Origin of the sequence: Sphingomonas melonis, from assembly GCF_013409985.1 — a bacterium.
In the GTDB taxonomy this organism is placed as follows: domain Bacteria; phylum Pseudomonadota; class Alphaproteobacteria; order Sphingomonadales; family Sphingomonadaceae; genus Sphingomonas; species Sphingomonas melonis_A.
In genome coordinates this window covers 171,323-195,576 of sequence record NZ_JACCBY010000005.1, presented here as the reverse complement: position 1 = coordinate 195,576, position 24,254 = coordinate 171,323, and the positions used below count along the sequence as shown (strand labels likewise).

28 protein-coding genes are annotated in these 24,254 nt (G+C 69.2%); 16 read left to right on the top strand and 12 right to left on the bottom strand.

All coding sequences use genetic code 11. The annotated features are described in order from the left end of the window. The first annotated feature begins 7 nt into the window (after positions 1–7). The 4 genes from HD841_RS16250 to HD841_RS16235 all read left to right on the top strand — a co-directional run bounded on the left by HD841_RS16250 (position 8) and on the right by HD841_RS16235 (position 4,275). Positions 8–322, top strand: a complete 315-nt coding sequence (locus HD841_RS16250; RefSeq protein WP_257015670.1) for a HepT-like ribonuclease domain-containing protein — start codon at positions 8–10, stop codon at positions 320–322. Then, on the top strand, positions 322–2,148 hold the full coding sequence (cobT, locus tag HD841_RS16245; RefSeq protein ID WP_179509933.1) for a cobaltochelatase subunit CobT: 1,827 nt from the start codon (positions 322–324) through the stop codon (positions 2,146–2,148). Before HD841_RS16250 ends, cobT begins: the two co-directional genes overlap by 1 nt. A gap of 485 nt (positions 2,149–2,633) precedes the next feature. Then, positions 2,634–2,825: a hypothetical protein gene (locus HD841_RS16240; protein WP_179509932.1), complete on the top strand. Its 192-nt coding sequence runs from the start codon at positions 2,634–2,636 to the stop codon at positions 2,823–2,825. A gap of 193 nt (positions 2,826–3,018) precedes the next feature. Beyond that, positions 3,019–4,275 (top strand): dicarboxylate/amino acid:cation symporter, encoded by a 1,257-nt coding sequence (locus HD841_RS16235; RefSeq protein ID WP_179509931.1) that lies wholly within the window; start codon positions 3,019–3,021, stop codon positions 4,273–4,275. Here HD841_RS16235 and HD841_RS16230 read toward each other — a convergent pair. Then, positions 4,216–5,175: a methyltransferase gene (locus tag HD841_RS16230; RefSeq protein WP_373563048.1), complete on the bottom strand. Its 960-nt coding sequence runs from the start codon at positions 5,173–5,175 to the stop codon at positions 4,216–4,218. The genes HD841_RS16235 and HD841_RS16230 overlap by 60 nt on opposite strands. 194 nt (positions 5,176–5,369) lie before the next feature. On the opposite strand from HD841_RS16230, the gene HD841_RS16225 reads away from it, so the two are divergent. Next, positions 5,370–6,119, top strand: a complete 750-nt coding sequence (locus tag HD841_RS16225) for an SDR family NAD(P)-dependent oxidoreductase (protein ID WP_179509930.1) — start codon at positions 5,370–5,372, stop codon at positions 6,117–6,119. Here HD841_RS16225 and HD841_RS16220 read toward each other — a convergent pair. Then, a complete protein-coding gene (locus HD841_RS16220; protein WP_179509929.1) occupies positions 6,098–7,018 on the bottom strand; it encodes a LysR family transcriptional regulator in 921 nt (306 codons plus the stop codon). The genes HD841_RS16225 and HD841_RS16220 overlap by 22 nt on opposite strands. A gap of 118 nt (positions 7,019–7,136) precedes the next feature. Here HD841_RS16220 and wrbA point away from each other — a divergent pair, with 118 nt between their 5' ends. From wrbA to HD841_RS16205, 3 genes are all read left to right on the top strand, one after another. After that, positions 7,137–7,736, top strand: a complete 600-nt coding sequence (wrbA, locus tag HD841_RS16215; protein WP_179509928.1) for an NAD(P)H:quinone oxidoreductase — start codon at positions 7,137–7,139, stop codon at positions 7,734–7,736. 512 nt (positions 7,737–8,248) lie between these two features. Further along, a complete protein-coding gene (locus HD841_RS16210) occupies positions 8,249–9,529 on the top strand; it encodes an ATP-binding protein (protein ID WP_179509994.1) in 1,281 nt (426 codons plus the stop codon). Continuing rightward, positions 9,526–10,059 carry a response regulator transcription factor gene (locus HD841_RS16205; protein ID WP_179509927.1) on the top strand — a complete coding sequence of 178 codons (534 nt, stop codon included), beginning with the start codon at positions 9,526–9,528 and terminating at the stop codon, positions 10,057–10,059. Before HD841_RS16210 ends, HD841_RS16205 begins: the two co-directional genes overlap by 4 nt. A 257-nt stretch (positions 10,060–10,316) precedes the next feature. Here the strand turns inward: HD841_RS16205 and HD841_RS16200 are convergent, their stop codons facing one another. Continuing rightward, positions 10,317–10,619 (bottom strand): polyhydroxyalkanoic acid system family protein, encoded by a 303-nt coding sequence (locus HD841_RS16200; protein WP_179509926.1) that lies wholly within the window; start codon positions 10,617–10,619, stop codon positions 10,317–10,319. Further along, positions 10,616–11,050, bottom strand: a complete 435-nt coding sequence (locus tag HD841_RS16195; protein ID WP_179509993.1) for a VOC family protein — start codon at positions 11,048–11,050, stop codon at positions 10,616–10,618. The genes HD841_RS16200 and HD841_RS16195 overlap by 4 nt, the downstream gene beginning before the upstream one ends. A 274-nt stretch (positions 11,051–11,324) precedes the next feature. On the opposite strand from HD841_RS16195, the gene lnt reads away from it, so the two are divergent. After that, positions 11,325–12,866, top strand: coding sequence for an apolipoprotein N-acyltransferase (lnt, locus tag HD841_RS16190; RefSeq protein WP_179509925.1), 1,542 nt, complete (start codon positions 11,325–11,327; stop codon positions 12,864–12,866). A gap of 42 nt (positions 12,867–12,908) precedes the next feature. Next, on the top strand, positions 12,909–14,126 hold the full coding sequence (metK, locus tag HD841_RS16185) for a methionine adenosyltransferase (RefSeq protein WP_218845593.1): 1,218 nt from the start codon (positions 12,909–12,911) through the stop codon (positions 14,124–14,126). A gap of 183 nt (positions 14,127–14,309) precedes the next feature. On the opposite strand, the gene HD841_RS16180 is transcribed toward metK, so the two are convergent. Genes HD841_RS16180 through HD841_RS16170 form a run of 3 tightly spaced genes read right to left on the bottom strand, consistent with a single transcriptional unit; the run spans position 14,310 to position 16,119 of the window. After that, positions 14,310–14,654 (bottom strand): PilZ domain-containing protein, encoded by a 345-nt coding sequence (locus HD841_RS16180; protein WP_179509923.1) that lies wholly within the window; start codon positions 14,652–14,654, stop codon positions 14,310–14,312. A 44-nt stretch (positions 14,655–14,698) separates the two neighbouring features. Then, on the bottom strand, positions 14,699–15,313 hold the full coding sequence (locus HD841_RS16175; protein ID WP_179509922.1) for a phosphatase PAP2 family protein: 615 nt from the start codon (positions 15,311–15,313) through the stop codon (positions 14,699–14,701). After that, entirely contained in the window at positions 15,310–16,119 is an 810-nt protein-coding gene (locus tag HD841_RS16170) for a formate/nitrite transporter family protein (protein ID WP_179509921.1), read from the bottom strand. Before HD841_RS16170 ends, HD841_RS16175 begins: the two co-directional genes overlap by 4 nt. Before the next feature lie 203 nt (positions 16,120–16,322). Here HD841_RS16170 and trmB point away from each other — a divergent pair, with 203 nt between their 5' ends. Continuing rightward, positions 16,323–17,003 (top strand): tRNA (guanosine(46)-N7)-methyltransferase TrmB, encoded by a 681-nt coding sequence (gene trmB / locus HD841_RS16165; RefSeq protein ID WP_179509920.1) that lies wholly within the window; start codon positions 16,323–16,325, stop codon positions 17,001–17,003. A gap of 21 nt (positions 17,004–17,024) precedes the next feature. Here trmB and HD841_RS16160 read toward each other — a convergent pair whose 3' ends face one another. Then, on the bottom strand, positions 17,025–17,210 hold the full coding sequence (locus HD841_RS16160; protein WP_179509919.1) for a hypothetical protein: 186 nt from the start codon (positions 17,208–17,210) through the stop codon (positions 17,025–17,027). Positions 17,211–17,227: 17 nt separating this feature from the next. Next, a complete protein-coding gene (locus HD841_RS16155) occupies positions 17,228–17,992 on the bottom strand; it encodes a M15 family metallopeptidase (RefSeq protein ID WP_179509918.1) in 765 nt (254 codons plus the stop codon). Positions 17,993–18,038: 46 nt separating this feature from the next. On the opposite strand from HD841_RS16155, the gene HD841_RS16150 reads away from it, so the two are divergent. From HD841_RS16150 to HD841_RS16135, 4 genes are all read left to right on the top strand, one after another. Then, entirely contained in the window at positions 18,039–18,707 is a 669-nt protein-coding gene (locus HD841_RS16150) for an RluA family pseudouridine synthase (RefSeq protein ID WP_179509917.1), read from the top strand. A 10-nt stretch (positions 18,708–18,717) separates the two neighbouring features. Continuing rightward, on the top strand, positions 18,718–19,143 hold the full coding sequence (gene arfB, locus HD841_RS16145; RefSeq protein WP_179509916.1) for an alternative ribosome rescue aminoacyl-tRNA hydrolase ArfB: 426 nt from the start codon (positions 18,718–18,720) through the stop codon (positions 19,141–19,143). 85 nt (positions 19,144–19,228) lie between these two features. Then, positions 19,229–19,711 (top strand): GAF domain-containing protein, encoded by a 483-nt coding sequence (locus tag HD841_RS16140; protein WP_179509915.1) that lies wholly within the window; start codon positions 19,229–19,231, stop codon positions 19,709–19,711. Positions 19,712–19,818: 107 nt separating this feature from the next. Then, entirely contained in the window at positions 19,819–20,724 is a 906-nt protein-coding gene (locus HD841_RS16135; protein WP_179509914.1) for an RcnB family protein, read from the top strand. A gap of 172 nt (positions 20,725–20,896) precedes the next feature. On the opposite strand, the gene HD841_RS16130 is transcribed toward HD841_RS16135, so the two are convergent. Genes HD841_RS16130 through HD841_RS16120 form a run of 3 tightly spaced genes read right to left on the bottom strand, consistent with a single transcriptional unit; the run spans position 20,897 to position 22,514 of the window. Continuing rightward, positions 20,897–21,358 carry a cytidine deaminase gene (locus HD841_RS16130; protein WP_179509913.1) on the bottom strand — a complete coding sequence of 154 codons (462 nt, stop codon included), beginning with the start codon at positions 21,356–21,358 and terminating at the stop codon, positions 20,897–20,899. Further along, positions 21,355–22,032 (bottom strand): GH25 family lysozyme, encoded by a 678-nt coding sequence (locus tag HD841_RS16125; RefSeq protein ID WP_179509912.1) that lies wholly within the window; start codon positions 22,030–22,032, stop codon positions 21,355–21,357. The genes HD841_RS16130 and HD841_RS16125 overlap by 4 nt, the downstream gene beginning before the upstream one ends. Continuing rightward, positions 22,032–22,514 (bottom strand): UPF0262 family protein, encoded by a 483-nt coding sequence (locus HD841_RS16120; RefSeq protein WP_179509992.1) that lies wholly within the window; start codon positions 22,512–22,514, stop codon positions 22,032–22,034. Before HD841_RS16120 ends, HD841_RS16125 begins: the two co-directional genes overlap by 1 nt. Positions 22,515–22,594: 80 nt before the next feature. Here HD841_RS16120 and HD841_RS16115 point away from each other — a divergent pair, with 80 nt between their 5' ends. Beyond that, complete coding sequence (locus HD841_RS16115) at positions 22,595–24,088, top strand: replicative DNA helicase (protein WP_179509911.1); 1,494 nt, start codon at positions 22,595–22,597, stop codon at positions 24,086–24,088. Positions 24,089–24,254 lie beyond the last annotated feature (166 nt).

The window sequence follows — 24,254 nt, the reverse complement described above, 5'->3', positions numbered from 1 at the left end:
GGGTCGCTTGCTCGATATCGTCGAGAACATCGATCGTATCGACGAATACACCGTCGGGATGGACGAGGCGGCGTTCAGGCGTGACCACCGGACGCTTGATGCCACCGAGCGCTGCCTCGAACGGATCGCGGAAGCGGTGATCAAAATCGGCCATGAGCAGATGGCGCGGATCGCACCCGACCTCCCGATCGAGCGGGTCCGGGGGCTCGGTAACCTGATGCGGCACGCCTATGATGACGTCGATCCCGAAGTGATTTTCCGGGTCATCCGGAACGAACTCCCGGCGCTGAAGCGGGCCGCAATGCAAGCCTTGGAAACTTAATGGCAAACGATACCCCCCTCGACCGATTCAAGGCGGTGCTCGCCGGCACGGCGCGCGCGATCGCGGAGGAGCCGGAGGTCGATCTCGGCTTCACGGCCGACGCGCCGACGCAATCGGGCAAGCATATCAAGGTGCCGATGCCCGCGCGCACGCTTCCCGCCGAGCAGGTGGCGGAGGCGCGCGGCTTCTCCGACGGATTCGCGCTGCGGCTGCGGCATCACGATATCGCGCTGCATACGCGCCATGCGCCCGCCGAGGCGGTGGCGCGATCGGTGTTCGACGCGGTCGAGAGTGCGCGGGTCGAGGCGCTGGGCAGCCGCGGCTATGCCGGGATCACCGACAATCTGGCGCATGCGCTCGACGTGCGGATGCGCAGCGACCCGATCACGCGCGCCCGGACGCGCGAGGAGGTGCCGCTGGCCAGCGCCTTGTCGCTGCTGGTGCGCGAGAAGCTGACCGGGCTGGAGGCGCCCGCCGCCGCCGCGCCCGGGCTCGCGCTGGTGCGCGAATGGATCGACTCGCGCACCGACCTGTCGAACCTCGCGCTCGCGCTCGATGACCAGCGGGCGTTCCAGAGCCTTGCGATGAAGATGCTCGAGGAGCTCGAGCTGGTCGAGGGCGAGGTGCTGCCGGAAAATGCCGACGAGGGCGGGTCCGAAGACGAGGGCGCCGACGAGCAGCAGCAGGACGAAGGCGAGGAGGACCAGGAGCAGGACGGCGGTCAGGGCGAGAGCGAGATCGACGCGCGCGGCGAGGCGCAGGAATCCGACAGCGACGAGGGTGACGGCGAGGAATTCGGCGACCAGTCGATGGACGACCTCGACGGCGAGCCCGGCGACGAGGGCGAGGAGGGGATGCAACCGGTGCGTCCCAACCGCCCGAACAGCGACTTCATGCCGCAGTTCGAATACAAGCCGTGGACGACGCAGTTCGACGAGGTCGTCGCCGCCACCGATCTGTGCGACGCCGAGGAACTGGCGCGGCTCCGCGGCTATCTCGACCAGCAGCTCGCGCATCTCCAATCGGCGGTGTCGAAGCTCGCCAACCGGTTGCAGCGGCGACTGATGGCGCAACAATCGCGCTCGTGGGATTTTGATCAGGACGAGGGGATGCTGGACGCGGCGCGGCTGGCGCGCGTCGTCGTCACGCCGGGTCAGTCGCTGAGCTATAAGATCGAGCGCGAGACCGATTTCCGCGACACCGTGGTGACGCTGCTGATCGACAATTCGGGCTCGATGCGCGGCCGGCCGATCGGCATCGCCGCGATCAGCGCCGACATCCTCGCGCGCACGCTGGAGCGCTGCGGCGTCAAGACCGAGATCCTCGGCTTCACGACGCGCGCGTGGAAGGGCGGGCAGTCGCGCGAGACATGGCTGGCCGCGGGCCGGCCGCCGCAGCCGGGGCGGCTCAACGACATCCGCCACATCGTCTACAAGAAGGCGGACGAGCCGTGGCGGCGCGCGCGCACCAACCTCGGGCTGATGATGCGCGAGGGGCTGCTCAAGGAGAATATCGACGGCGAGGCGCTGCTCTGGGCGCACAGCCGCCTGATCGCGCGGCCCGAGGAGCGGCGCATCCTGATGGTGATCAGCGACGGCGCGCCGGTCGACGATTCGACGCTGTCGGTCAATTCGGGCAGCTATCTGGAACGCCATCTGCGGCAGGTGATCGGCTGGATCGAGGGCAAGTCGCCGGTCGAGCTGGTCGCGATCGGCATCGGCCACGACGTGACGCGTTATTATGCGCGCGCGGTGACGATCATGGACGCCGAGCAACTGGGCGGCACGATCATCGAGCAATTGGCGGCGCTGTTCGACACGCCGTGACGGCGCGGGTGCCAGCCCGCGGCCCTTTTATACGACGGCACGGCGGGATTGCGCATTCGATCCGGCGAGCTTGCTGGCCGCGTTTGGGGGGGGGGCGAGATATGCGTCGCTCGCCGCGGTCGTCCGTACTGTGACCATGCGACGCGATCACTTCGCCAGAGCCCTCGCACCGTCAGCCTTTGTGCATCGTCCGGATGCGCCGTACTGCCCTTCTGATCAGCTGCGCTACGGCCTGTACTGCCTGTGTGTATTGATATTGCGTATCACTGCATGTGATTGGCCCGCCTGTTGATCTGTAATGTCAGCAACAATGATGACCAATTAACCAGTAAAGGCAAGTAGATTGTGTAACTATATATTATCGTAAGGCCGTCTTTTACTGGGCGGTAACTGCGCGTTAATAATCATGACGGTATCTTGTCGCTACGATCCGGATGACCCGGACGTTCGGGGAGGGTGCGGTGCAAGTTACGTGCGAAAGGGCGTTGGGTCTGCTCGAGCAGGCCCTGGTGCTGATGGACAGCAAGAACATCGATCTGCCGGCGGTGCGCCTGTCCCTCGCGATCGAGGATTTGAAAGACCATATGTCCAGCTGTGGGGGCGCGGGCACGTCGGTCTACACAGGCCGCTTTCTCGAAGACAGCGATGATCCGACCCGAATATGGTACGCGTCCTGAGACGACGCGATCGGTCGATACCCGTCCACATGGGGGCGGCGTGACCGCGGGATCGCGGTAAAACGCCAGCGATAGTCGCTGTTCGCCAAACCTTTGCGCTCCTGCTGCGTTGCCTGACCGACACCGCGAAGGGGAGCGTCTTGCATATCGAGCGACACGGGCGATCATCAGGACTCGCAGCGGGACCGGCACGTTGAATCGATCCGCGGTGCGCATCCTTGCCGGACTGGCGCTCGGCCTGATCGGCGGGGCTGTGGTGAGCGGGCGACCGCTCGCCGCGCCGATGCTGGAAGTCACCGCGCCGGTCGGGCGGTTGTGGCTCGATGCACTGACGATGACGGTGGTGCCGCTCGTCTTCTCGCTGCTCGTCACCGGTATCCTCGGCGCGGCACAGGACGCGCGGCAGGATCGGGTGGCGTTGCGTGCGTTGCTCTGGTTCGCGGCGCTGCTGTGCGGCGGATGCCTTGCGGCGGCGGCGAGCACGTCGCTGTTGCTGCACCTGTGGCCGGTCGGCGATGCGGCGGCGCTGCGGCCGGTCGGCACCGTACCGGTCATCGGCGGCGCGGGCGACTGGCTCGGCAACATCATCCCGACCAACCCGATTAAGGCGGCGGCGGAGACCGCGATGGTGCCGCTCGTCGTCTTCGCCTTGTTCTTCGGCTTCGCCGCGGCGCGCGTCGCGCCCGAGCTGCAACGCGCGTTGCAGACGATGTTCCGCGCGATCGCCGAGACGATGCTGGTGATCGTGCAATGGGTGTTGCTGGTCGCACCGATCGGCGTGTTCGCGCTGGCCTTCGGGCTCGGCGCGCGGGCGGGGAGCGGCGCGGTGGCGGTGCTCGCCCATTATGTCGTGGTCGTCGCCTGCGCCTGCCTGCTGATCGGCGTGCTCGCCTATGTCGTCGTGCTGGTCTTCGGCGGCCTGTCGCCGATCCGCTTCGCCAAGGCGGCATTGCCGGCGCAGGTGGTCGCGCTCAGCACGCAATCCTCGCTGGCGACGCTGCCGGCGATGATCGAGGCGGCGCCGGCGCTGGGGATCGAGCGCAATGCGGCGGGGATCATCCTGCCGCTCGCGGTGTCGATCTTCCGCGCCGCCAGTGCTGCCGCCAATATCGCGGTCGCGCTGTATCTGGCGGCGGTCTACGGCGTGTCGCCGGGCATCGGCATGCTGGTGATGGGGGCGCTGGTCGCCGCCGCGGTCAGCCTCGCCGCGGTTGGCCTGCCGGCGCAGGTGTCGTTCTTCGCGACGATCGGGCCGGTGTGCCTGGCGCTCGGCGTGCCGGTCGAGCTGCTGCCGCTGCTGCTTGCGGTCGAGACGATCCCCGACCTGTTCCGCACCGTCGGCAACGTCACCGCCGACATGGCGGTGATGCGGCTGGCGGGCGGGCGCGGCTCAGCCGGGGCGGGTGACGACCGCGGCCACCAGCGCGATGCGGTCGACGTCGCGGTATAGGTCGTTCTCCAGTTCCTCGCCGAACACGTCGGGGTCGATCTCGCGATAGCGCATCGCGCAGCCCCGCTCTGCCGCCGCCTCGCCAAGCGCGGCGCGGAGCTGGTCCTGGCCGCGGACGATGGCGCTGCCGGTGTAGAGGATCAGCCGGCCGGCGGGGGCGAGCCGATCCATCGCCATGACCGCCATGTCGAGCGAGACCTGCCCGCCGTGCATCGCGCCGCCGTCGCGGTACAGCCGCTTGCCGTCGTCGATGACATAGGGTGGGTTGGCGGTCGCGACGTCGATCGTCCCGGTTATCGCGGCGAGGCTGTCGCTCTCGTGGAAGTCGGCGGCGATACCGGCGGCAGCGGCGTTGACACGGGCGAAGCGCAGGGCGGCTGGGTTGACGTCGGTCATATGGATGCACAACCCCGGGCAGGCGGTTGCGGCAACGAGCCCGCCGACGCCCGAACCGGTGCCGATATCGACCATCTGCGCACCCTCCCGCGCCGGGCAGTCGCGCAGTTCGTCGCGGATCAGGTCGGCGAAGCGATAGCTGTCGGGACCAAAGAAGACGGCGTCGGCCGCATCGGTGGGATAGGCCGAGTGGACGAACAGGTGATCGTGCAGGCGCGAGACGCGGATCGTCGCACGGCGGCGGTCGCCGACAGTCTCGACCAGCCCGGCGCGGTCGAGGATCGCCTCGATCTCCGCGTCGCAGTCACCGGGGCGATAGGGCAGGCTCCAACCGAGCATGTCCTCGACGCAGGCCGCCGCCTGACGGTCCGGCCGGGCGAGCACGCGCGCATGCGTCGCCGGCGTCGGCGTCACGAAGCCATAGCCGCGGGCGCGCAGCAGCGTGAGGAGATGCGACAGCTCGGCATCCGCCGATCGAACGGCCGGCTGATCCGGTCTCGACACCTGGGGTTCTCCGTAGATCGTTGAAGTGGCGTAACAACGTTGCGGGATAGCGGCGGTTCCTGCGGCGTGAGGAGGGTCGCGCAGGCGATCGGTCACGACCGGCGCCGTGTCGCAATCGCTATTGGCGATGCGGCGGGGGATCGATGTAGAGCGGTGGCGCTTTGACCCATCGTGACAGGATCAGCGGAGACGACATGACCAAGACGGCTTTCATCACGGGCGCGACCGCCGGGATCGGCGCAGCGGCGGCCGAGGCGTTCGTGGCGGCGGGGTGGCGGGTGATCGCCACCGGCCGGCGCGTCGAGCGGCTCGATGCGCTGCGGTCGCGGCTCGGCGAGTCGGTGCATACGCTTGCCTTCGACGTCGCCGACGACGCGGCGGCCGGCAAGGCGATCGCCGGACTGCCGCAGGCGTGGCGCGATATCGACCTGCTGGTCAACAATGCCGGCCTCGCGCTCGGCACCAAGCCGGCGCAGGAGGCGAGCCTCGACGATTGGCGGACGATGATCGCGACCAACGTCACCGCGCTGGTGTCGCTGACGCATCGGCTGTTGCCGGGGCTGATCGCGCGGAAGGGCGCGATCATCAATTTGTCGTCGGTCGCCGCGACCTACCCCTATACCGGCGGCAACGTCTATGGCGGCACCAAGGCGTTCGTCGAGCAATTCTCGCTCGGGCTGCGCTCCGACCTGCACGGCACCGGCGTGCGCGTCACCTCGATCGAGCCGGGGATGGTCGAGACCGAATTCACCACGGTGCGCACCGGCGGCGATCAGGCGGCGTCCGATGCGCTCTACAAGGGTGCCGATCCGATGACCGCACAGGATATCGCGGCGACGATGTTGTGGGTGGCGACGCTGCCGCCGCACCTCAACATCAACCGGCTGGAGCTGATGCCGGTCAGCCAGTCCTTCGCCGGCTTTCAGGTCGCGCGCGCGGGCTGATCCTCCGCACAGGGGTCGCGTAGCCGGCCGGAGAGGAAGGCGATCAGGGCCTCGACCCGCGCCGGGCGCAGCGCGCTCGGCGGCGTCAGCAGGTGGAGGCCGATCGCCGCGGTCGACCATTCCGGCAGGATCGGCACGACCGCGCCGCTGCTGATATGCGGGCCGACGATGAAGCCGGGCAGGCGCGCGATGCCGAGGCCGGCGATCAGCGTCGGCAGCAGCGCCTCGCCGCTGTTGGCGATCAGCGGCCCCTGCGGCCGGATCGCCGCCTCGCTGCCGTCGATATGCTGGAAGCGCCACGGCGCGAGCACGTTGGAATAGCCGAGCACGCGATGCCGCGCGAGGTCGGCGGGGTGCGCCGGCGTGCCGTGCGCGGCGAGATAGGCGGGGGCGGCGACGACATGCGTCCGGACATCGCAGAGGCGGCGGCCACGCAGGCTGCTGTCGGGCAGGTCGCCGATGCGCAGCGCGACATCGAAGCCTTCGGCGACGATATCGACCCGCGCGTCGGACAGATGCAGGTCGATCTCGATACCCGGATGCGCGGCGAGGAATTCGGCGAGCAGCGGCGCAACGTTGCGGACCCCGAAGCTCATCGGCGCGGCGAGGCGAACGCGGCCGGTCGGGGCGCTCAGCGCATCGCGCGCCGCTTCCTCGGCGGCATGCGCCTCGGCGAGGATCCGCGTGGCATGTGCGGCGAGGGGCTTGCCCGCCTCGGTCAGCGCAAGCCGGCGCGAGGTGCGGTGGAACAGCGACTGGCCGATCTGCTCCTCCAGCCGCGTGATCGCCTTAGACACGGTCGCCTTGCTCAGCCCGATCGCATCGGCGGCGGCGCTGAAGGAATTGTGCTCGGCGACGGCGGCGAAGATCGCCCAGGCTTCGAGATCGGGTAAGCGCATCATGGTCCCTTCGACAGGCGCGGGAACCTAGCGCGGAAACGGTCGGTTTCCAGCGTTTCCGTTTACGCCGGGTCCCGCGCGGGCCATCTATGGCGCAACACGCAATGGAGACGTTCGGATGACCAAGGTTCTGGTGCTGTACTATTCGTCCTATGGCCATATCGAGCAGATGGCCGATGCCGTCGCTGAAGGCGCGCGCGCCGGTGGCGCCGAGGTCGACATCCGCCGCGTCGCCGAGACGGCGCCCGAAGAGGTTATTAAGGCGGCGCACTTCAAGACCGACACCGCGCACCCGGTGATCGAGAGCCCCGACGCGCTGGCGCAATATGACGCGATCATCGTCGGCGCGCCGACGCGCTACGGCCGCATGCCGAGCCAGATGGCGGCCTTCTGGGACACCACCGGTGGCCTGTGGGCGAAGGGCGGGCTGATCGGCAAGGTCGGTGGCGCCTTCACCTCGACCGCCAGCCAGCATGGCGGGCAGGAGACCACGCTGTTCTCGATCATCACCAACCTGCTGCATCATGGCATGTCGATCGTCGGCCTCGATTATGGCTTCCAGGGGCAGATGGGCGTCGACGAAGTGCGCGGCGGTTCGCCCTACGGCGCGACGACGATCGCCGCAGGTGACGGCTCGCGCCAGCCGCACGAGGAAGAGCTCGCCGGCGCGCGCTATCAGGGCAAGCGGATCGCCGAGACGGCCGCGAAGCTGAAGTAAGACGGGGGGCGGCTCGCGCTGCGCGGGCCGCCTCTGCATCCGTCCCGTCACCCCGGACCGGTTCCGGGGTCCACCGGGCCGCGGGGGCATGGTTTCCCGTCCTCCCAGCCTCCTCGCCGCACAGTGGACCCCGGAACCCGTCCGGGGTGACGGATTTTCGGGGCAACGTGACGAGCCCCACATCAGTCCTGCATGCGTGGCGCTCGGCCGCAAATGCGCCTACATCGATGCGATGCCAACCTAGCCGCGCCGCCTGCCGCCGCCCGCGCCCGAGGATGCCGCGGCGCGCACCATGCGGCTGCTGGTGCTGTTGCGCTGGATGGCGGTCGGCGGACAGCTCGCGACGATCCTGATCGTGCATTGGGGGCATGGTTTCCCCTCCTGCCAGCCTCCTCGCCGCACAGTGGACCCCGGAATCCGTCCGGGGCGACGGGTTTTCGGGGCATTGTGTCGAGCCCCACGTCAGCCTTGCGTGCGTGGCGCTCGGCCGCAAACGCGCCTACATCGATGCGATGCCGACCCAGCCGCCCCGCCTGCCGCCGCCCGCGCCCGAGGATGCCGCGGCGCGCAACATGCGGCTGCTGGTGCTGTTGCGCTGGATGGCGGTCGGCGGGCAGCTCGCGACGATCCTGATCGTCCATTACGGCCTGGGCATCCGCCTGCCGATCATCGCGATGGGCGTGGTGCTGGCGGCGCTGGTCATGCTCAACGTCATCACCTGGCTGGGCCATCCGCATTGGCCGGTGACCAATTTCCAGCTGTTCGGGTCGCTCGCCTGCGACGTCGCCGCTTTGTCGGTGCAGCTTTATCTCAGCGGCGGTGCGTCCAATCCGTTCGTGTCGCTGTACCTGTTGCAGGTGGTGATGGGCGCGGTGCTGCTCCACGCCTGGACGAGCTGGGCGCTGGTCGGGCTGACCGCCGTGGCGCTCGCGCTGGTCGCGCTGCTCAGCCCGCCGCTGGCGCTGCCGCCGTGGTTCGCGACGCATCTGTCGCCGGTCTATGTCATCGGCCTGTGGGCGAATTTCGTGCTGGCGGCGGTGCTGCTCGTATTGTTCGTGACGCGCATCGCCGCCAATCTGCGCAGCCGCGACGCGCATCTCGCCGCGATGCGCCAGCGCGCCGCCGAGGAGGACCATATCGTCCGGATGGGCCTGCTCGCCAGCGGCGCGGCGCACGAGCTCGGGACGCCGCTGGCGTCGATCCTGGTGCTGCTCGGCGACTGGAAGAGCGAGCCGGCGATCCGCGCCGAGCCGCGCCTCGCCGCCGAGGTCGACGAGATGCAGGCCGAGGTGATGCGCTGCAAGACGATCGTCTCGGGCATCCTGTTCGCCGCGGGCGAGGTCACCGGCGAGGCGCCCGAGCGCACCACGTTGCGCCGCTTCCTGTCCGGCATCGTCGCGGTCTGGCCGGGGCCGGTGACGTTCGAGGATCGGATCGGCGAGGATCGGCCGATCGTCGCCGACCGCGCGCTCGGCCAGGCGCTGACCAACCTGCTCGACAATGCCGCGGAGGCGGGCGCGTCGGCGATCACGCTGATCGCCACGGTGGACGAGGCGACGATCGTGCTGACCGTGCGCGACAATGGCAGCGGCTTTCCGCCGGCGGTGCTCGCCGGGATCGGCAAGCCCTATAACACCAGCAAGGAGCGGCGCGGCGCCGGGCTGGGGCTGTTCCTCGCCACCAACGTGCTGCGGACGCTGGGCGGCGGACTGGAGGCGCGCAACATCGCCGGCGGCGCGGAAATGGTGCTGCGCCTGCCGGTGGCGGCGCTGGCGCTGGAGGAGGGGGCATGAGCGAGCGGCGGCTGCTGATCGTCGAGGACGACGCCAATTTCGCGCGTACACTGGGACGCTCGTTCGAGCGGCGCGGCTATGCGGTGACGATGCTGCCGGGGCCGGACGGGCTGGAGGCGGCGGTGGCCGACTTCAAGCCCGATCATGCGGTGGTCGACCTGCGGCTGGGCGGCGCGTCGGGGCTGACCTGCGTCGCGGCGATCCATGCGATCGATCCGGGCATCAAGATCGTGGTGCTGACCGGTTTCGCCAGCATCGCGACCGCGGTCGAGGCGATCAAGCTCGGCGCGACCAATTACCTGACCAAGCCGGCGAACACCGACGATATCGAGGCGGCGTTCGCGCGGATCGACGGCGATGCCGGCGCGACCATCGCCGCGGCACCGCCGACCTCGATCAAGACGTTGGAATGGGAGCATATCCACCAGACGCTGGCGGACGTGGACTTCAACATCTCCGAAGCGGCGCGGCGGCTGGGGATGCACCGGCGGACGCTGGCGCGGAAGCTCGACAAGCGGCACATGGGGTGAGGCGACTCCGTCCCGGCACGGGGAGGCGTGTGTCTTCACCAAGCGAATGCGCCGCTATCCATGTCCACACCGTCACCCCGGACTGGTTCCGGGGTCCATCCTGCGGCGAGGAGAGGGGCTGGAGGTGACACCTCGCTCGTGTGGCCCGGTGGACCCCGGAACGAGTCCGGGGTGACGGATCGTTTCGGGCAGCCCTGCCGAGCCTCATCGCCGCGGGGCCAGAAGAAAGCCTCGCCCGGCGGAGAGGGTTCACGGTTTCACTTCAGCAGTTTCGGCGCTTCCTGCTGGATCACGTCGCGGATCTTGCCGGCGAACAGGCCGAGGAAGCCGGGCAGGTCGACGATCGCATGGACGTTGCTGTCCGATACGGTCGCGCGGCAGCCGATCGTCTGGCCCATGGCGGCGACGTTGAAGTGCATCGTGTCGCCCTCCCAGCGATGCTCGACCTGCGCGCCGCCCGGGATCAGCCGGCCGATCTTGCCGATGCCGCCGTCGAGCCGCTCGCGCACCGCGGTCTTGCCGAGTTGATGGGGAATGTTGAGTTCGATCGGGGCGCTCATTGGTGATCCTTCGTCGTCGCGAACAGCATCGCATCGTCCCCGAACGCCTTGAACTCGAGCGCGTTGCCCGAAGGGTCGGCAAAGAACATCGTCGCCTGCTCGCCCGCCTCGCCGCGGAAGCGGACGTGCGGGGGGATGCCGAAGGTCACGCCGGCCGCCGCGACGCGCTCGCTGAGCGCCTGCCAGTCGGCCATGGTGAGGACGACGCCGAAATGCGGCACGGGGACGTGGTGGCCGTCGACCGCGTTGGCGACCTGTACGGCGCGGGCGGCGGGGTCGAGATGCGCGACGATCTGATGACCGAACAGGTCGAAGTCGATCCATTGCTCGCTGGAGCGCCCCTCGGGACAGCCGAGCACGCCGCCGTAGAAGGCACGCGCCGCGGCGAGATCGTGGACCGGGAAGGCGAGATGGAAAGGGCGCAGCGACATGGCGCGAAGGTAGGGGAGGGCGCTGGCGTGCGCCACCGCAATTCCTTCGGCGTCCTCATCACGATCGTCACCCCGGACTGGGTCCGGGGTCCACTCTGCGGCGAGGAGCAAGGCTTGCGGCGGCACCATTCCCTTGCGGCACGGTGGACCCGGACCGAGTCCGGGGTGACGGGGCGCGTCCTGGACAGCGCGGGGCGAACAATGCGCACCCCTATGCGATCCCCCAAGCCGGCGGGGGAGGACATCGGGTTTGCCGCGCGCTACACGGCGCCGCATGCCCGCCTTTCTCGCCCGCCGTCCTGCCCTTGTCGCGCTGCTGCTCGGCGCGATCGCCGCGACCGGGTTCGCGCCGTTGCAGTTGTGGCCGTTGACCCTGCTCGGCCTCGCCGGGCTCGCCGCGCTGGTCCACCGTGTGGCCAGCGGGCGGCGGGCCCTGTGGCTTGGCTGGTGCTGGGGCGTCGGGCACTTCACGATCAACAACAACTGGTTCCAGCACGCCTTCGACTTCCAGGACAAGATGCCGCCGGTGCTCGGCTACTTCGCCGCGGTCGGGCTGGCGCTGTATCTGGCGATCTTCCCGATGGCCGCCGCCGGCATCGGCTGGCGCTTCGGCCGCCGCGAGCGGCCCGACGCCGGCTATGCGCTGGTCTTCGCGGCGGCGTGGATCGCCAGCGAATATCTGCGCAGCGTTGTGTTCAGCGGCTATGCTTGGGACCCGATCGGCGTGATCTGGCTGCCGGTGATCGGCGTCGCGCGGCTGTCGGCGTGGATCGGCACCTATGCGCTGTCGGGGGTGACGGTGCTCGCCGCCGTGTCGCTGCTGCTCGTGCCGCAGCGGCGCTGGCGGTTGCCGGCGGGGCTTGCCGCGGCGCTGGCGCTCGCCGCGCTGTCGGCGCTGTGGACGCAGGCGCCGCCGCCACGCGCCGATGCCCCGCTGCTCCGCGTCGTACAGCCCAATGTCGGGCAGGACGCACGCGGCGAGGGCGATCAGGAGGTGATGCTCGCCGCGCTGATCCGCCAGTCGGGGACGCCCGGACCGCGGCCGCGGCTGGTGCTGTGGCCCGAGGGGGTGATCCGCGACTATCTGGAAAGCGGCTATCCGCGCTGGATCTATGACGGGCAGAGCCCCTTGTTCAACCGCTGGCGGCTGGCCCGGTTGCTGGGGCCGCGCGACGTGCTGATGACCGGCCATACGCCGCTGCGCTTCGACGCCGCGGAGGACGTCGCGGGCGCGTCCAACTCGGTGTTCGCGCTCGATGCCCGCGCGCGTATCGTCGGCCGCTACGACAAGGCGCATCTGGTGCCGTTCGGCGAGTACCTGCCGGTGCCGTGGCTGCTCAAGCCGCTCGGCCTCGCGCGGCTGGTGCCGGGCGACTTCGACTTCGACGACGGTCCGGGGCCGCGGACGCTGACGATCCCCGGCTTCGGCGCGATCGGTTTCCAGATCTGCTACGAGATCATCTTCTCGGGCCGCACCGTCGACGAGGCGCATCGCCCCGCGATCCTCTTCAATCCGTCGACCGACGCCTGGTTCGGGCGCTGGGGGCCGCCGCAGCACCTCGCGCAGGCGCGGATGCGCGCGATCGAGGAGGGGCTGCCGATCGTCCGCTCGACTCCGACCGGGATTTCGGCGGTGATCGCCGCCGACGGCACGTTGCTCGCCACCGTTCCGCACGAGAAGGCGGGCGCGATCGAGATGCCGATGCCGCCGGCCCTGCCGCCCACATTGTTCAGCCGATTGGGGAATTGGGCGGCGCTGATCGTCGCGCTCGGCTTCGCGGCGGCGGCGATTGCCATCCGCCGCCGTGCGCGTTAGGAGCGACATATAAAGGCATCTTTATATCGTTATGAGGCAGTGATGCGCAGCAGCTATATCTTCACGTCCGAGTCCGTTTCCGAAGGCCATCCCGACAAGGTCGCCGACCAGATCAGCGACACGATCGTCGACCTGTTCCTGTCCAAGGACCCGGAGGCGCGCATCGCCTGCGAGACGCTGACCACCACCAACCTCGTCGTGCTGGCGGGCGAGATCCGCTGCAAGGGCGTGTACGAGAACGGCGCCTGGGCCGAGGGCGCGCTCGCCGAGATCGAGGCCGCCGTCCGTGCGACCGTCAAGCGCATCGGCTACGAACAGTCGGGCTTCCACTGGGAAAGCTTCACCTTCGAGAACAACCTGCACGGCCAGTCGGCGGAAATCGCGATGGGCGTCGACGAGGGCTCGAACAAGGACGAGGGCGCTGGCGACCAGGGCATCATGTTCGGCTACGCGACCGACGAGACGCCGGGCCTGATGCCGGCGACGCTCTATTACAGCCACAAGATCCTCGAGACGATGGCCGCGGATCGCCATTCGGGCAAGGCGCCGTTCCTCGAGCCCGACGCCAAGAGCCAGGTGACGCTGCAATATGAGAATGGCGTGCCGACGCGTGCGGTCGCCCTCGTCGTCTCGACCCAGCACAAGGCGGGCTATTGCCTGCAGGGCGACAATGCCGACGCCGCCAAGTATGACGTGCTCAAGGATTACGTCACCGGCGTGCTCAAGAGCACCTTGCCCGAGGGCTTCGTCACCGACGAGACCAAGGTCTACATCAACCCGACCGGCGCGTTCGAGATCGGCGGCCCGGACGGCGACGCGGGCGTCACCGGCCGCAAGATCATCGTCGATACCTACGGCGGTGCCGCTCCGCATGGCGGCGGCGCGTTCAGCGGCAAGGACCCGACGAAGGTCGATCGCTCGGCGGCCTATGTCGCACGCTATCTCGCCAAGAACGTCGTCGCCGCGGGCCTCGCCAAGCGCTGCACGATCCAGCTCAGCTACGCCATCGGCATCGCCGAGCCGCTGTCGGTCTATGTCGACACGCATGGCACCGGCACGGTCGACGAGGCCAAGCTGGAGCAGGTGCTGCCGCAGCTCGTCCGCCTGACGCCCAAGGGCATCCGCCAGCATCTCAAGCTCAACGCGCCGATCTACGTGAAGTCGGCGGCCTATGGCCATTTCGGCCGTGAGCCCGAGGGTGACCTGTTCACCTGGGAGAAGACGGACCTGGTCGACCAGCTCAAGGCCGCCGTCGCCTGATCCGTCGATCAGGATAGCCTTTCGGACACCCTCCCGCGCCGCTGGTCGCGGGAGGGTGTTTTCGTTTCTGGCGACGGGGTTCGCGATCCGACCTTATCCACGCCGCCCAAGGGCCGTTCCGATGGCCATCAATCCGCAGTGGCGCGGCACGAGGGGCGGCGGATGCCGTTCCGCCCGCCGCGCTTATCGCCGATAGGCGTCGTTGATCTCGGCCATCCAGCCCGCTTTGGGAACCGCGGTGACGCCGCGCGGCTTGCGGGCCTCGTCGAGGTCGATCGGTTCGGCAAAGCGGATGCCGGCAAGCCGGTCCTTGACCCAGACCACCTCTCCGGTGAGGTCGGCGATGCGACCCATGGCGATGTGCAGCATCATGCCGGTGCTGAGTTCGCCGTCATGGTCGATGCACGCCCCCGAGCGCGACAGATTGCGCACCCGCCGCTCGCTCACCGCGCCATCGGGCAAGCGGATCGCGGCGCGGACGATGACGCTGTTGCGCTTTTCGCGGGTCGGTTCGGGAGGTGTGCTCATAACGCGTCCGTATCGGCTGACCTACCATGACAGGATCGGCAAGCCTAGCGCAACTTGCCCGCAAATGGTTGTATCACTTCGCCTTGCGGCGGCACGAGGCGGTTGAACAGGGCGTCGACCAAAGCTTCCGATGCCCAGCCGATCGCGCCGCCGACGAGCACGTCGGAGAGGTAGTGGTTGCCCGCGACCGGCTGGATCGCCGCCACGGCGGCGACGCCGAGCGCGGCGGGCGTGGCGGCCCCGTCGATCTCGCGCGAGGCGGCACGCGCCACTGCTACCGCGCCGGCGGTGTGGCCCGAGGGAAACGAGCTGAGGTCGTGATCGTGGCTGTCGCCCGCTTCGAAGCGGTGCTGTCCGTCGTCGATCGCCTTGGCGGGGCGGGTGCGGTCGATCGAATGTTTGATCGCGCTCTTGATCCCGGTGGCGACGAGGTGCGCGGCGAGCATGCGTGCGCCGCCGCGGACGAGGTCGGGGCGGCGCCCGACCAGCCCTGCCGCCATCGTCGCGATCGAGGCGGTGATCAGCTGCGGCTGGTCGGCGACCTCGCCCAGGAAACTGGCGAAGCGGACCGGCACCGTATCGCGGTTCGCCGCTGCCTCGTGCGTCAGCTGGCGATCCGCCCGTTCGACCGTCTTGGCGGCCGTCTTCGCCTTGCTCACTGCTCTTCTCCCTGCGGCGTTTCGCCGCGTACCTGTGCGTGCGCGAGCACCGCGAAAATGCCGGCGCCGCCGACCAGATTGCCGAGCACCGCCGGCGCGATCAGCCCGGCCAGCGTATGGACGATCCCGGTCTGCCCGGCGAATAGCAGCAGGAAGGCCTCGCTCGATCCGACGATCGAATGGCTGAAGCCGGCGATCGTCAGGATATAGGTGAAGGCGAAGATAACCAGCACGCTCTGGCTGCGCGCGTTGGGCAGCGCCCAGGCGAGGATCGCGATCATGAAGCCGGCGGGGATGGCGTTGACGAAGGTGCGTCCGGCCGACAACTCGGTGATGGTGGACGAGATACCCAGCGCCGCGTGGCGGATCGCGTCGCTGCCGATCGCGCCGGTGGCGATCGCCAGCCCGGCCAGCGCGGTGCCGCACAGATTGGCGACGAGCACGATGCTCCACAGCCGCAGCGTCCGGCCGAGCGCCCAGCGCGACGGCCGGGTCACCAACGGCAGCATCGCGGTGATCGTGCTCTCGGTGAACAATTGCATGCGGCCGAGGATGACGACCAGGAACCCGATTGGGTAGCCGAGGCCGCTGACCAGCTCGCGCCACGGCGCGTCGGGCAGGGCGGCATGCAGCGCGGCCTCGGTGAGCAGCGACACGCTGATCGCGATCCCCGCGGCGAGCGCCGACCAGAACAATTGCATCGCCGGGCGGCGCAGTTCGTCCTCGCCGGATTCGCGTACCGTGCGGTGGAGCGTCTTGGCGTCGGCGGCCTTGAGGGCGTCGTCATCGGGTGCATCGTCGGCCATGTCCCGGTGCAACGGCCCGCCGCCCCGCTTTGCTCCGCCCGCGCCGCGCGATTGCGCCGTTTCCCTGGCGCGCCATCTGCTCTAGGGCGGCGCATCTCCCGCCCGCCCGTCCCGCCGGGCCTGTCGAGGCGCCCCGCGCACCGACAGGGTCGACATGACGGCGCTGGTCGGTTCGCGCCGCACCATCAAGAACAGAGCCTAGCATGAACGATCCCGCCACCATCCGCCGCCTGTACGGCCGTCGTCAGGGGCACAAGCTGCGCATCGGCCAGGCGGCGCTCGTCGAGGAGACGCTGGCGCCGCTGAGCGTGCCGGAGGCGGGGCCGCTCGACGCGCAGACGCTGTTCGGCGACGCGCGGCCGCTGGAACTGGAGATCGGCTTCGGCGCGGGCGAGCATCTCGCCGGTCAGGCGACGATGCGGCCCGAGACGGGCTTCATCGGCTGCGAACCGTTCCTCAACGGCGTCGTTGGCGCGCTCGGCCATATCCGCGACGGCGGCCTCACCAACGTGCGCCTTCATATGGGCGACGCGCTCGAGGTGGTCGAGCGGCTGCCCGATGCCAGCCTCAGCCGCGTCTATCTGCTCCACCCCGATCCCTGGCCCAAGGCGCGCCACGCGAAGCGGCGGATGATCAACCACGGCCCGCTCGACGCGATCGCCGCCAAGCTCAAGCCGGGCGCCGAGTTCCGGCTCGGCACCGACGACCCGACCTATTGCCGCTGGGCGATGATGATCATGAACCAGCGCCGCGACTTCGCCTGGACCGCGCAGACCCCGGCGGACTTCCTCACCCGGCCCGACGACTGGCCGGAGACCCGCTACGAACGCAAGGCGCGGCGGCAGGGGCATGAGGTGTGGTATTTCCGGTATATCCGGCAATAGCCCGCAGATCGCCGCGGGCGGTCAGCGCAGCAGCGCGGTGATCGCCTGCAGGATGGTGGCGCCGCCCAGCGGGGCGACGAGCAGCATCACGATGTTGAAGCCGACGATGACTTCCATCGTCTTGCGCTGACGCGGGGTCAGGCGGCGCGGCGTCGGCTTGGGGTCCCAGCGGGGCGGAGGCATCTGGTCGCGGAAATCGACGAACATGGGTCCTCCTCGTGCGATCAGCGGCGGCGCTTCTTCTTCGCGTCGGGCTTGGGCCAGGCCGGCGTCGCGATATAGACGATCGGCAGCACCTTGGCGATGGTGCGCACCGGATCGACGGCGGGATTCGCCGGGAATTGCGCGCGGGCCCTGGCGAAGATGAAGCGCGCGCGGGCCGCACCGGGCGCGGCGGGGCTGGTGCCGACCCAGCGCCAATGCCACGGCTCCCACTTCACATGCTGCTTGTTGCCGCCGGGAAAGGACATTTCGAAGCCGAAGCGCGGTGCGTTGGCAACCAGCCAGCGCGCGGCGGGCGTCGCCGCCATGCACGCCTCGGCATCGGGGCAGCCGTTCGCCGGGCGGACCGCGAAGTCGAGCGCATAGCCGGTCGAATGCTCGCTATGGCCAGGCGGTGCGACCGAGATGGCGCGGGTCGCGTCGGGATCGCCGCCCGCATCGGGATGCTCGCGGCAGAAGACGCTCGCCTGCCGGATGATGGAGCGATGGCACGACAAGGCGTGCAACTGGCCCATCACCGACGGGTCGCCCTCGGCGGCGGCGAGCAGCCGCTGGAGATCGGGGATCATGTCGCGGCGGACCATGCAGCCGTTGAGCGCGAACCCGGCCGGCGCCGGCACCAGTTCGTCGGGCGGTGCGTCGCCATAGGGCAGGTGGCCGTAGACGCGCCCGTCGCTCGCCATGCTCGCCGAGGCGCCGGCGCAGACCTGCGCGGCCGCGGGGGCGGCGAGGGACATCGTGGCGAGCAGAAGAGCGGCGCGGCGCATCGCGCGCCTCTGGCGCGGACGGGCAGGGAGTGGCAAGGCGTTTCTCATGCATGGCGACCGCGTATTGTTCATCGACGGCGAGGCTCTGGTCATCGACAAGCCCGCGGGCTTGCCGGTCGACAAACCGCGCGACGGCTCCCTCAGTCTGGAGAATCACCTCGATTCGCTGAAATTCGGCTTTCAGCGCTGGCCGACGGCGGTCCACCGGCTCGACCGCGACACCAGCGGCTGCCTGCTGCTGTCGCGCAATCCCAAGGCGCATGCCCGCTTCCAGCAGGCGTTCGAGCGCGGCGAGGTGGAGAAGCGCTATCTCGCGATCCTCGCCGGCGTGCCCGCAGACAGCGAGGGCGTGATCGAGATGACGCTGGGAAAGACGAGCACGCGCGAGGAGGGCTGGCGGATCGTCGAGGACCCCAAGGGCAAGGCGTCGCGCACCGCCTGGCGCGTGCTGGCGACTCGCGATGGGCGCGCGCTCGTCGAGTTCCGGCCGACGACGGGGCGCACGCACCAGATCCGCGTCCATGCCGCGACCGGGCTGGGCCTGCCGGTGGTCGGCGATCCCGTCTATGGCGCGGGCGAGCGTGGCGGCATGATGCTGCACGCCGCGGCGCTGACCGTGCCGCGCGCCAACAAGGACCCGATCGTCGCCGAAGCGCCGCTGCCCGAGCGGTTCGGGATCTGGCCGGGTATTGTGTCGGCGCCACCGGCCGACTGAGGCGGGCGTCGTGCCGCTGATCCAGGTGACGCGATCGATCGCGATCGACGAACGCGAGGTGGAGGAGAGCTTCACCCGCGCGTCGGGGCCGGGCGGGCAGCACGTCAACACCACCGACAGCGCGGTGCTGCTGCGCTTCGACGTCTGGGGTTCGCCCAACCTGCCCGATCTGGTCAAGCAGCGGATGAGCGTGCTGGCAGGATCGCGGCTGAGCAAGGACGGCGTGCTGACGCTGCGCGGCGAGAGCAACCGGTCGCAGGAAATGAACCGGCGCGAGGTGCGCGAACGGCTGGTCGCGCTGATCCAGGACGCGACGATCGTGCCGAAGAAACGCCGGCCGACCAAGCCGAGCAAGTCCGCCAAGGCGCGGCGGGTCGACGAGAAGAAGGGGCGCAGCTCGGTGAAGGCCGGGCGCGGGCGGGTGCGGCTGGATTGAGGCGCGCCTTGATCCGCCCGCTATCAGCCCGCCGGCCTGTGCGCCGCAGTCGACGTGCCACCTCATCGCCCCTACATCGCGCATCATGTACCAGTTCGACATTTCCGCCGGCTCCAAGGCCGACCTGTATCGCGATCTGCTGTCGGCGCTCGACGCGCTGACGGCGGGCGAGCCCGACGCCATCGCCAATATGGCCAATGCCTCGGCATTGATCTGGCAATATCTGCCGGACCTCAATTGGGCGGGCTTCTACCGGCTGGTCGGCGACGAACTCGTGCTCGGGCCGTTTCAGGGGAAGGCGGCCTGTATCCGCATCGCGCTCGGCAAGGGCGTGTGCGGCACCGCCGCGGCGACGCGGACGACGCAATTGGTCGAGGATGTCCACGCTTTCCCCGGCCATATCGCCTGCGATGCGGCGAGCCGATCGGAACTGGTCGTGCCGATCGTCCGTGACGGCGTGCTGATCGGCGTGCTCGATCTCGACAGTCCGGAGCCGGCACGATTCGATGCCGAGGATGCCGCCGGCTGCGAGGCGCTCGCCGCGCTGCTGGCGCAGCGAACCCGTTGATCCGGAACGGGACGGCCGCTGCGCTGGCGACGGCGGGGGCGTGATGATAGGCTGTCGCTGCGGTGACGATCGGGCGCGGTAGCCCGCGCGGCGACAGGGAGACGACGATGCGGACGTGGTGGATAGCGACGGCCGGCCTGCTGCTCGGCACCGCTGGCGGTGCCGAGGCGCAGCGGGTCGCGACCCGTGACCTCGACGGCCAGCGGGCGGGGGCAAGCTATCCCGCGCCGGGGCAGGATGGGGCGTCATCGGCGACCATCCAGCCGTGGCAGGCGCCGCGCGGCGGCGTACGCGGGCCGAGGCCGGGCGATGCGCACCAGCTCCGTTGGGGCAGCAAGGTCGATGGCCGCTGGTCGGGCGGCGCCGATGCGCCCGGCGGCTGGAGCGGCTATCGCCGGCCGTTCCGCGGCTATGCCCTGCCGATCTACTGGATCGCGCCGCGCTTCCGCATCAGCGATTGGCAGGCCTATGGCCTCAGTCGGCCGATGCCCGGCTATCAATGGGCACGCTATTACGACGACGCGGTGCTGATCGACGCGCGCGGGTCGGTGTTCGACACGCGCGAGGGGATCGATTGGGACGGCGACCGTGCCGACGGGTATGCGCGCGACAATCGTGGCTATGACAGGCGCCGCTATGACGACCGGGACTATGATGACCGGGGATATGACGATGGGAGCGACGAGGACCGGCGCTATGCCGATCGACGCGACTACCGCGACGTGCCGGTCGCGCCGGATCGCGCCCCGCCGCCGCCGGTCGGCTATGCGCCGGGTGGCGGACCGTGGCGCTCGGCGGACGGCACGACGACGGTGATTACCTCGAGCGGCGGTAGCGGCTATTATCGCGGCGGTGCCTATCATCCGGGTGCCGCGTCGACGACCGTCGTCGTGCAGAGCGCGCCGGCGGTGACCACGACCACCACCGACACCTATGAGGATGCGGTGACCTACACCCGCCGTCCCGCGGTGCGGAAGAAAACGCGGCGGGTGTGGCGGCCGGCACCGCGGTGACCGGATAACCGCCGCCCGGTTCGTTCGGGCGCGTCTTCGGCTCATCGCGTCAGGCCGTCAGGGGTGCGCGACACCTCCGCGCCTTTGCGCAAGATCCCTTTGCCATTGCGCTGCACCGAGGCCGGTCAGCCAACCGCATCGCTTGTCCTGCGGCCGATCAGGCGATGCCGCCTCAGCCGATGCCGAGATCTGCCGGCCCGAACGCATGCGGCAGCAGTTCCGACAGCCGGTAGCTGGCGATCGCGTCGCCCTCCGCTCCGCCGCAGTGGACGGCCAGGTCGCGGCCGCCGAGTTGCGCGGCTTCGTTGAGCACCTGGCGGCAACGGCCGCAGGGGCTGACCGGGGCGGTGCCGGTGGCGCGGCCCTCGGCATCCATCGCGCCGCCGATCACGCCCACTGCGACGACCTCGCGCAGCCGGCCCGCCGCGCTGGCGGTGGCGATCGCGACCGTCTCGGCGCAGAGCGACAGGCCGTAGCTGGCATTTTCGACATTGGCCCCGGTGATGAGGCTGCCGTCGGTCATCAGCAGCGCCGCGCCGACGGCGAACCGCGAATAGGGCGCATGGGCATGGCGCGCAGCCTCGCGTGCCGCGGCGATGAGGCGGGCGGGCAGCAGGGTAGGGTCTTCGGTCATGGTGCGACTACGTCCCAGTTCACGGGGCCTTCGATACCGTCGATGCGGCGGATGTCGCTCGCGCGCCACATCCGCCACGCACGGGCGGCATAAGCGGGCGGGAACAGGTTGGCGATCGCCCACACCGGGCGCTCGATCGCCGCGGAGATTTCGTAATCCGAATCGACCGGCTTGCTCAGCCGCAGCAGCACGGGCTTGCGGGTGTGCGTCTCGACCATCGTGATGAAGGTGCGCAGCTCGCGGACCAGCTCGGCGCGCTCCGGCCGGGCGGTGCAGTCGGGGCGATACGCCACGTCGACCGCCGCGGGCAGCGCATCGGCGGTGCGCGGCACGAAGGCGTTGAAGGCATTCGCCTGTGCCGCGCCCGGCTGGCACAAGGAATAGAGATGGACCGCGCCGCGGCGCAGCCCGGCGTCGGGGACCGCGGCCCAGTTCGCCTCGAACCCCGGGTCGCGGCGATCCTTGCCGGAGGTGGCGATGAGATAGGCGAAGTCGGCACCGCGGGCGCGCACCGTGCCCCATTCGATCGACCCGGGATTTTCGGCCAAGTCGAGGCCCTGCAACGGATATTGGCTGGCGGCGGGATGCCAGCCGGTCGCGAAGCTCCAACCGCCGATGCCGATCGCCCCGGCCGCGACGAGCACGCCGGCCGCCTTGAGAAGAAAGGATGCCATCAGCCGCGCAGGTGCAGGACGCAGATCAACGTGAACAGCCGGCGGGCGGTGTCGAAATCGACATCGATCTTGCCGGCGAGCCGCTCGCGCAGCGTTTCGGCAGCCTCATTGTGGACGGCGCGGCGGGCCATATCGACGGTCTCGATCTGTTGCGGGGTCGCGGCCCGTATCGCCTGATAATAGCTATCGCAAATCGCAAAATAGTCTTTGATCGACCGGCGGAAGCGACCGAGCGCCAGCACCAGCGTCTCGAGGTGGCTGTGATCCTCGCGGTGGATATGGATGCCGAGCCGCCCTTCCGCCGATTCGAGCGTGATCCGATAGGGCCCGGCATAGCCGTCGGCATGCACCCGCTGCGGCGCGAAGTGATTGCCCTCCAGCAGGTCGAAAATCGCGATTCGCCGCTCCTGCTCGACATCGGCCGAGCGCCAGCCGATGCTGTGCTCGTCGAGCGTGACGTCGATGATCCGCGGGTCGGCCATCGTCGTCCGATAGTGGGCCATGCCGGTTACGACAATTACGAGTTTGTCGCGCGACGGCGCGCGGGGGTAAGACCGGCGTCATGGCCACACTCGCATTCCCGACTCCGGCGGCCCCCGCCGAACCGCTCCAGCTGCCCCGTAACGTCGAAGCCGAAGCCGCGATGCTCGGCGCGATGATGATCGACAATCGCCTTGCCGACGACCTGATCGACCGGCTCGAACCGGCGCATTTCTACGAACCCGTCCACGGCCGCATCTTCGCGGCGATCAAGACGCTGCGCGTCAACGACATGCTGGCGACGCCGGTGACGCTGCGCCCGATGTTCGAGGCGGACGAGGGGATGCGCGAGCTGGGCGGCCCGTCCTATCTCGCCAGCCTGACCGGTTCGGGCGCGGGGCTGATCGGCGCGCGCCAGTTCGCGACGCAGATCTACGATCTCGCCATGCTGCGCGCGCTGGTCAGCGTCGGCCGGACGCTGGTCGAGCGCGCGATGGACACGTCAGAGGAGGTCAATCCGCGCGCGCAGATCGAGCTTGCCGAGGAGGAACTCTACAAGGTCGCGGGCGACGGCGGCGCCGAGAATGCCACCAAGAGCTTCGCCCAGGCGACGACGATGGCGGTCAAGATGGCCGAGCGTGCGCTCAATTCGGGCGGCAATCTGTCGGGTGTCACGACCGGGCTCGACAGCGTCAACGCCAAGATCGGCGGCATGCATCATTCCGACTTGATGATCCTTGCCGGCCGTCCCGGCATGGGCAAGACCTCGCTCGCCACCAATATCGCCTTCAACGCCGCGCGCCGCTGGATGCGCGACATGGCGGACGGCATTCCGCCGAGCGAATCGGTGGGTGCCAAGGTCGTGTTCTTCAGCCTGGAAATGAGCGCCGACCAGCTGGCGACGCGTATCCTTGCCGAACAATCCGGCATCAGCTCCGAATCGTTGCGCATGGGCAAGATCAGCAAGGCGGAGTTCGGCCAGCTCGCCGCGGCGGCGGCGGAACTGGAGAACCTGCCGCTGTTCATCGACGACACCGGCGGTCTCAGCATCAGCGCGCTGCATACGCGGGTGCGGCGCCTGCAGCGGCGGCACAACAACGAGATCGGGCTGGTCGTGGTCGACTATCTCCAGCTGCTGACCAGCGGCGGCAAGGGCGCGAAGGAGAATCGCGTGCAGGAGATTTCCGAAATCTCGCGCGGATTGAAGACGCTGGCCAAGGACATGAACGTGCCGGTGCTGGCGCTGTCGCAGCTCAGCCGTGCGGTCGAAAGCCGCGAGGACAAGCGGCCGATGCTCTCCGATCTGCGCGAATCGGGGTCGATCGAGCAGGACGCCGACATGGTCTGGTTCGTGTTCCGCGAGGATTATTACACCGCACAGCGCGAACCCAAGCGCCCGATGGAAGGCGACGAGGCCAAGGTGTTCGAAGATCACGCCAAATGGGCGAGCGACATGGAGCGCGTCTATGGCCTCGCCGAGCTGATCGTCGCCAAGCAGCGCCATGGTTCGACCGGCAAGGTGGTGCTGAAGTTCGACCCGACGATCACCAAGTTCAGCGATTACGCGGGCTATTGATCGGACGCACGCCGGCCCCATTCCCGCCGTCACCCCGGACGTGGTCCGGGGTCCACTCTGCGGCGAGGAGCGCGGCTTGAGGTTCGAACGGCGCTCTGGCGGACGGGCGGCCCCCGGAACACGTCCGGAATGACGGGTCTTGTTGGTTTGGCGTCAGTGCCCAACG

Excerpts from the sequence above, each read along its gene's own strand:
- lnt (WP_179509925.1), top strand. The coding sequence starts at position 11,325 with ATGCCCGCCTTTCTCGCCCGCCGTCCTGCCCTTGTCGCGCTGCTGCTC.
- HD841_RS16170 (WP_179509921.1), bottom strand. The coding sequence starts at position 16,119 with ATGGCCGACGATGCACCCGATGACGACGCCCTCAAGGCCGCCGACGCC.
- HD841_RS16140 (WP_179509915.1), top strand. The coding sequence starts at position 19,229 with ATGTACCAGTTCGACATTTCCGCCGGCTCCAAGGCCGACCTGTATCGC.
- HD841_RS16200 (WP_179509926.1), bottom strand. The coding sequence starts at position 10,619 with ATGAGCGCCCCGATCGAACTCAACATTCCCCATCAACTCGGCAAGACC.
- HD841_RS16220 (WP_179509929.1), bottom strand. The coding sequence starts at position 7,018 with ATGCGCTTACCCGATCTCGAAGCCTGGGCGATCTTCGCCGCCGTCGCC.
- HD841_RS16135 (WP_179509914.1), top strand. The coding sequence starts at position 19,819 with ATGCGGACGTGGTGGATAGCGACGGCCGGCCTGCTGCTCGGCACCGCT.
- HD841_RS16125 (WP_179509912.1), bottom strand. The coding sequence starts at position 22,032 with ATGGCATCCTTTCTTCTCAAGGCGGCCGGCGTGCTCGTCGCGGCCGGG.
- HD841_RS16150 (WP_179509917.1), top strand. The coding sequence starts at position 18,039 with ATGCATGGCGACCGCGTATTGTTCATCGACGGCGAGGCTCTGGTCATC.
- wrbA (WP_179509928.1), top strand. The coding sequence starts at position 7,137 with ATGACCAAGGTTCTGGTGCTGTACTATTCGTCCTATGGCCATATCGAG.
- HD841_RS16205 (WP_179509927.1), top strand. The coding sequence starts at position 9,526 with ATGAGCGAGCGGCGGCTGCTGATCGTCGAGGACGACGCCAATTTCGCG.
- cobT (WP_179509933.1), top strand. The coding sequence starts at position 322 with ATGGCAAACGATACCCCCCTCGACCGATTCAAGGCGGTGCTCGCCGGC.
- HD841_RS16130 (WP_179509913.1), bottom strand. The coding sequence starts at position 21,358 with ATGACCGAAGACCCTACCCTGCTGCCCGCCCGCCTCATCGCCGCGGCA.
- HD841_RS16120 (WP_179509992.1), bottom strand. The coding sequence starts at position 22,514 with ATGGCCGACCCGCGGATCATCGACGTCACGCTCGACGAGCACAGCATC.
- HD841_RS16160 (WP_179509919.1), bottom strand. The coding sequence starts at position 17,210 with ATGTTCGTCGATTTCCGCGACCAGATGCCTCCGCCCCGCTGGGACCCC.
- HD841_RS16210 (WP_179509994.1), top strand. The coding sequence starts at position 8,249 with ATGCCGACCCAGCCGCCCCGCCTGCCGCCGCCCGCGCCCGAGGATGCC.
- HD841_RS16115 (WP_179509911.1), top strand. The coding sequence starts at position 22,595 with ATGGCCACACTCGCATTCCCGACTCCGGCGGCCCCCGCCGAACCGCTC.
- HD841_RS16180 (WP_179509923.1), bottom strand. The coding sequence starts at position 14,654 with ATGAGCACACCTCCCGAACCGACCCGCGAAAAGCGCAACAGCGTCATC.
- HD841_RS16155 (WP_179509918.1), bottom strand. The coding sequence starts at position 17,992 with ATGCGCCGCGCCGCTCTTCTGCTCGCCACGATGTCCCTCGCCGCCCCC.
- metK (WP_218845593.1), top strand. The coding sequence starts at position 12,909 with ATGCGCAGCAGCTATATCTTCACGTCCGAGTCCGTTTCCGAAGGCCAT.
- HD841_RS16195 (WP_179509993.1), bottom strand. The coding sequence starts at position 11,050 with ATGTCGCTGCGCCCTTTCCATCTCGCCTTCCCGGTCCACGATCTCGCC.
- HD841_RS16225 (WP_179509930.1), top strand. The coding sequence starts at position 5,370 with ATGACCAAGACGGCTTTCATCACGGGCGCGACCGCCGGGATCGGCGCA.
- trmB (WP_179509920.1), top strand. The coding sequence starts at position 16,323 with ATGAACGATCCCGCCACCATCCGCCGCCTGTACGGCCGTCGTCAGGGG.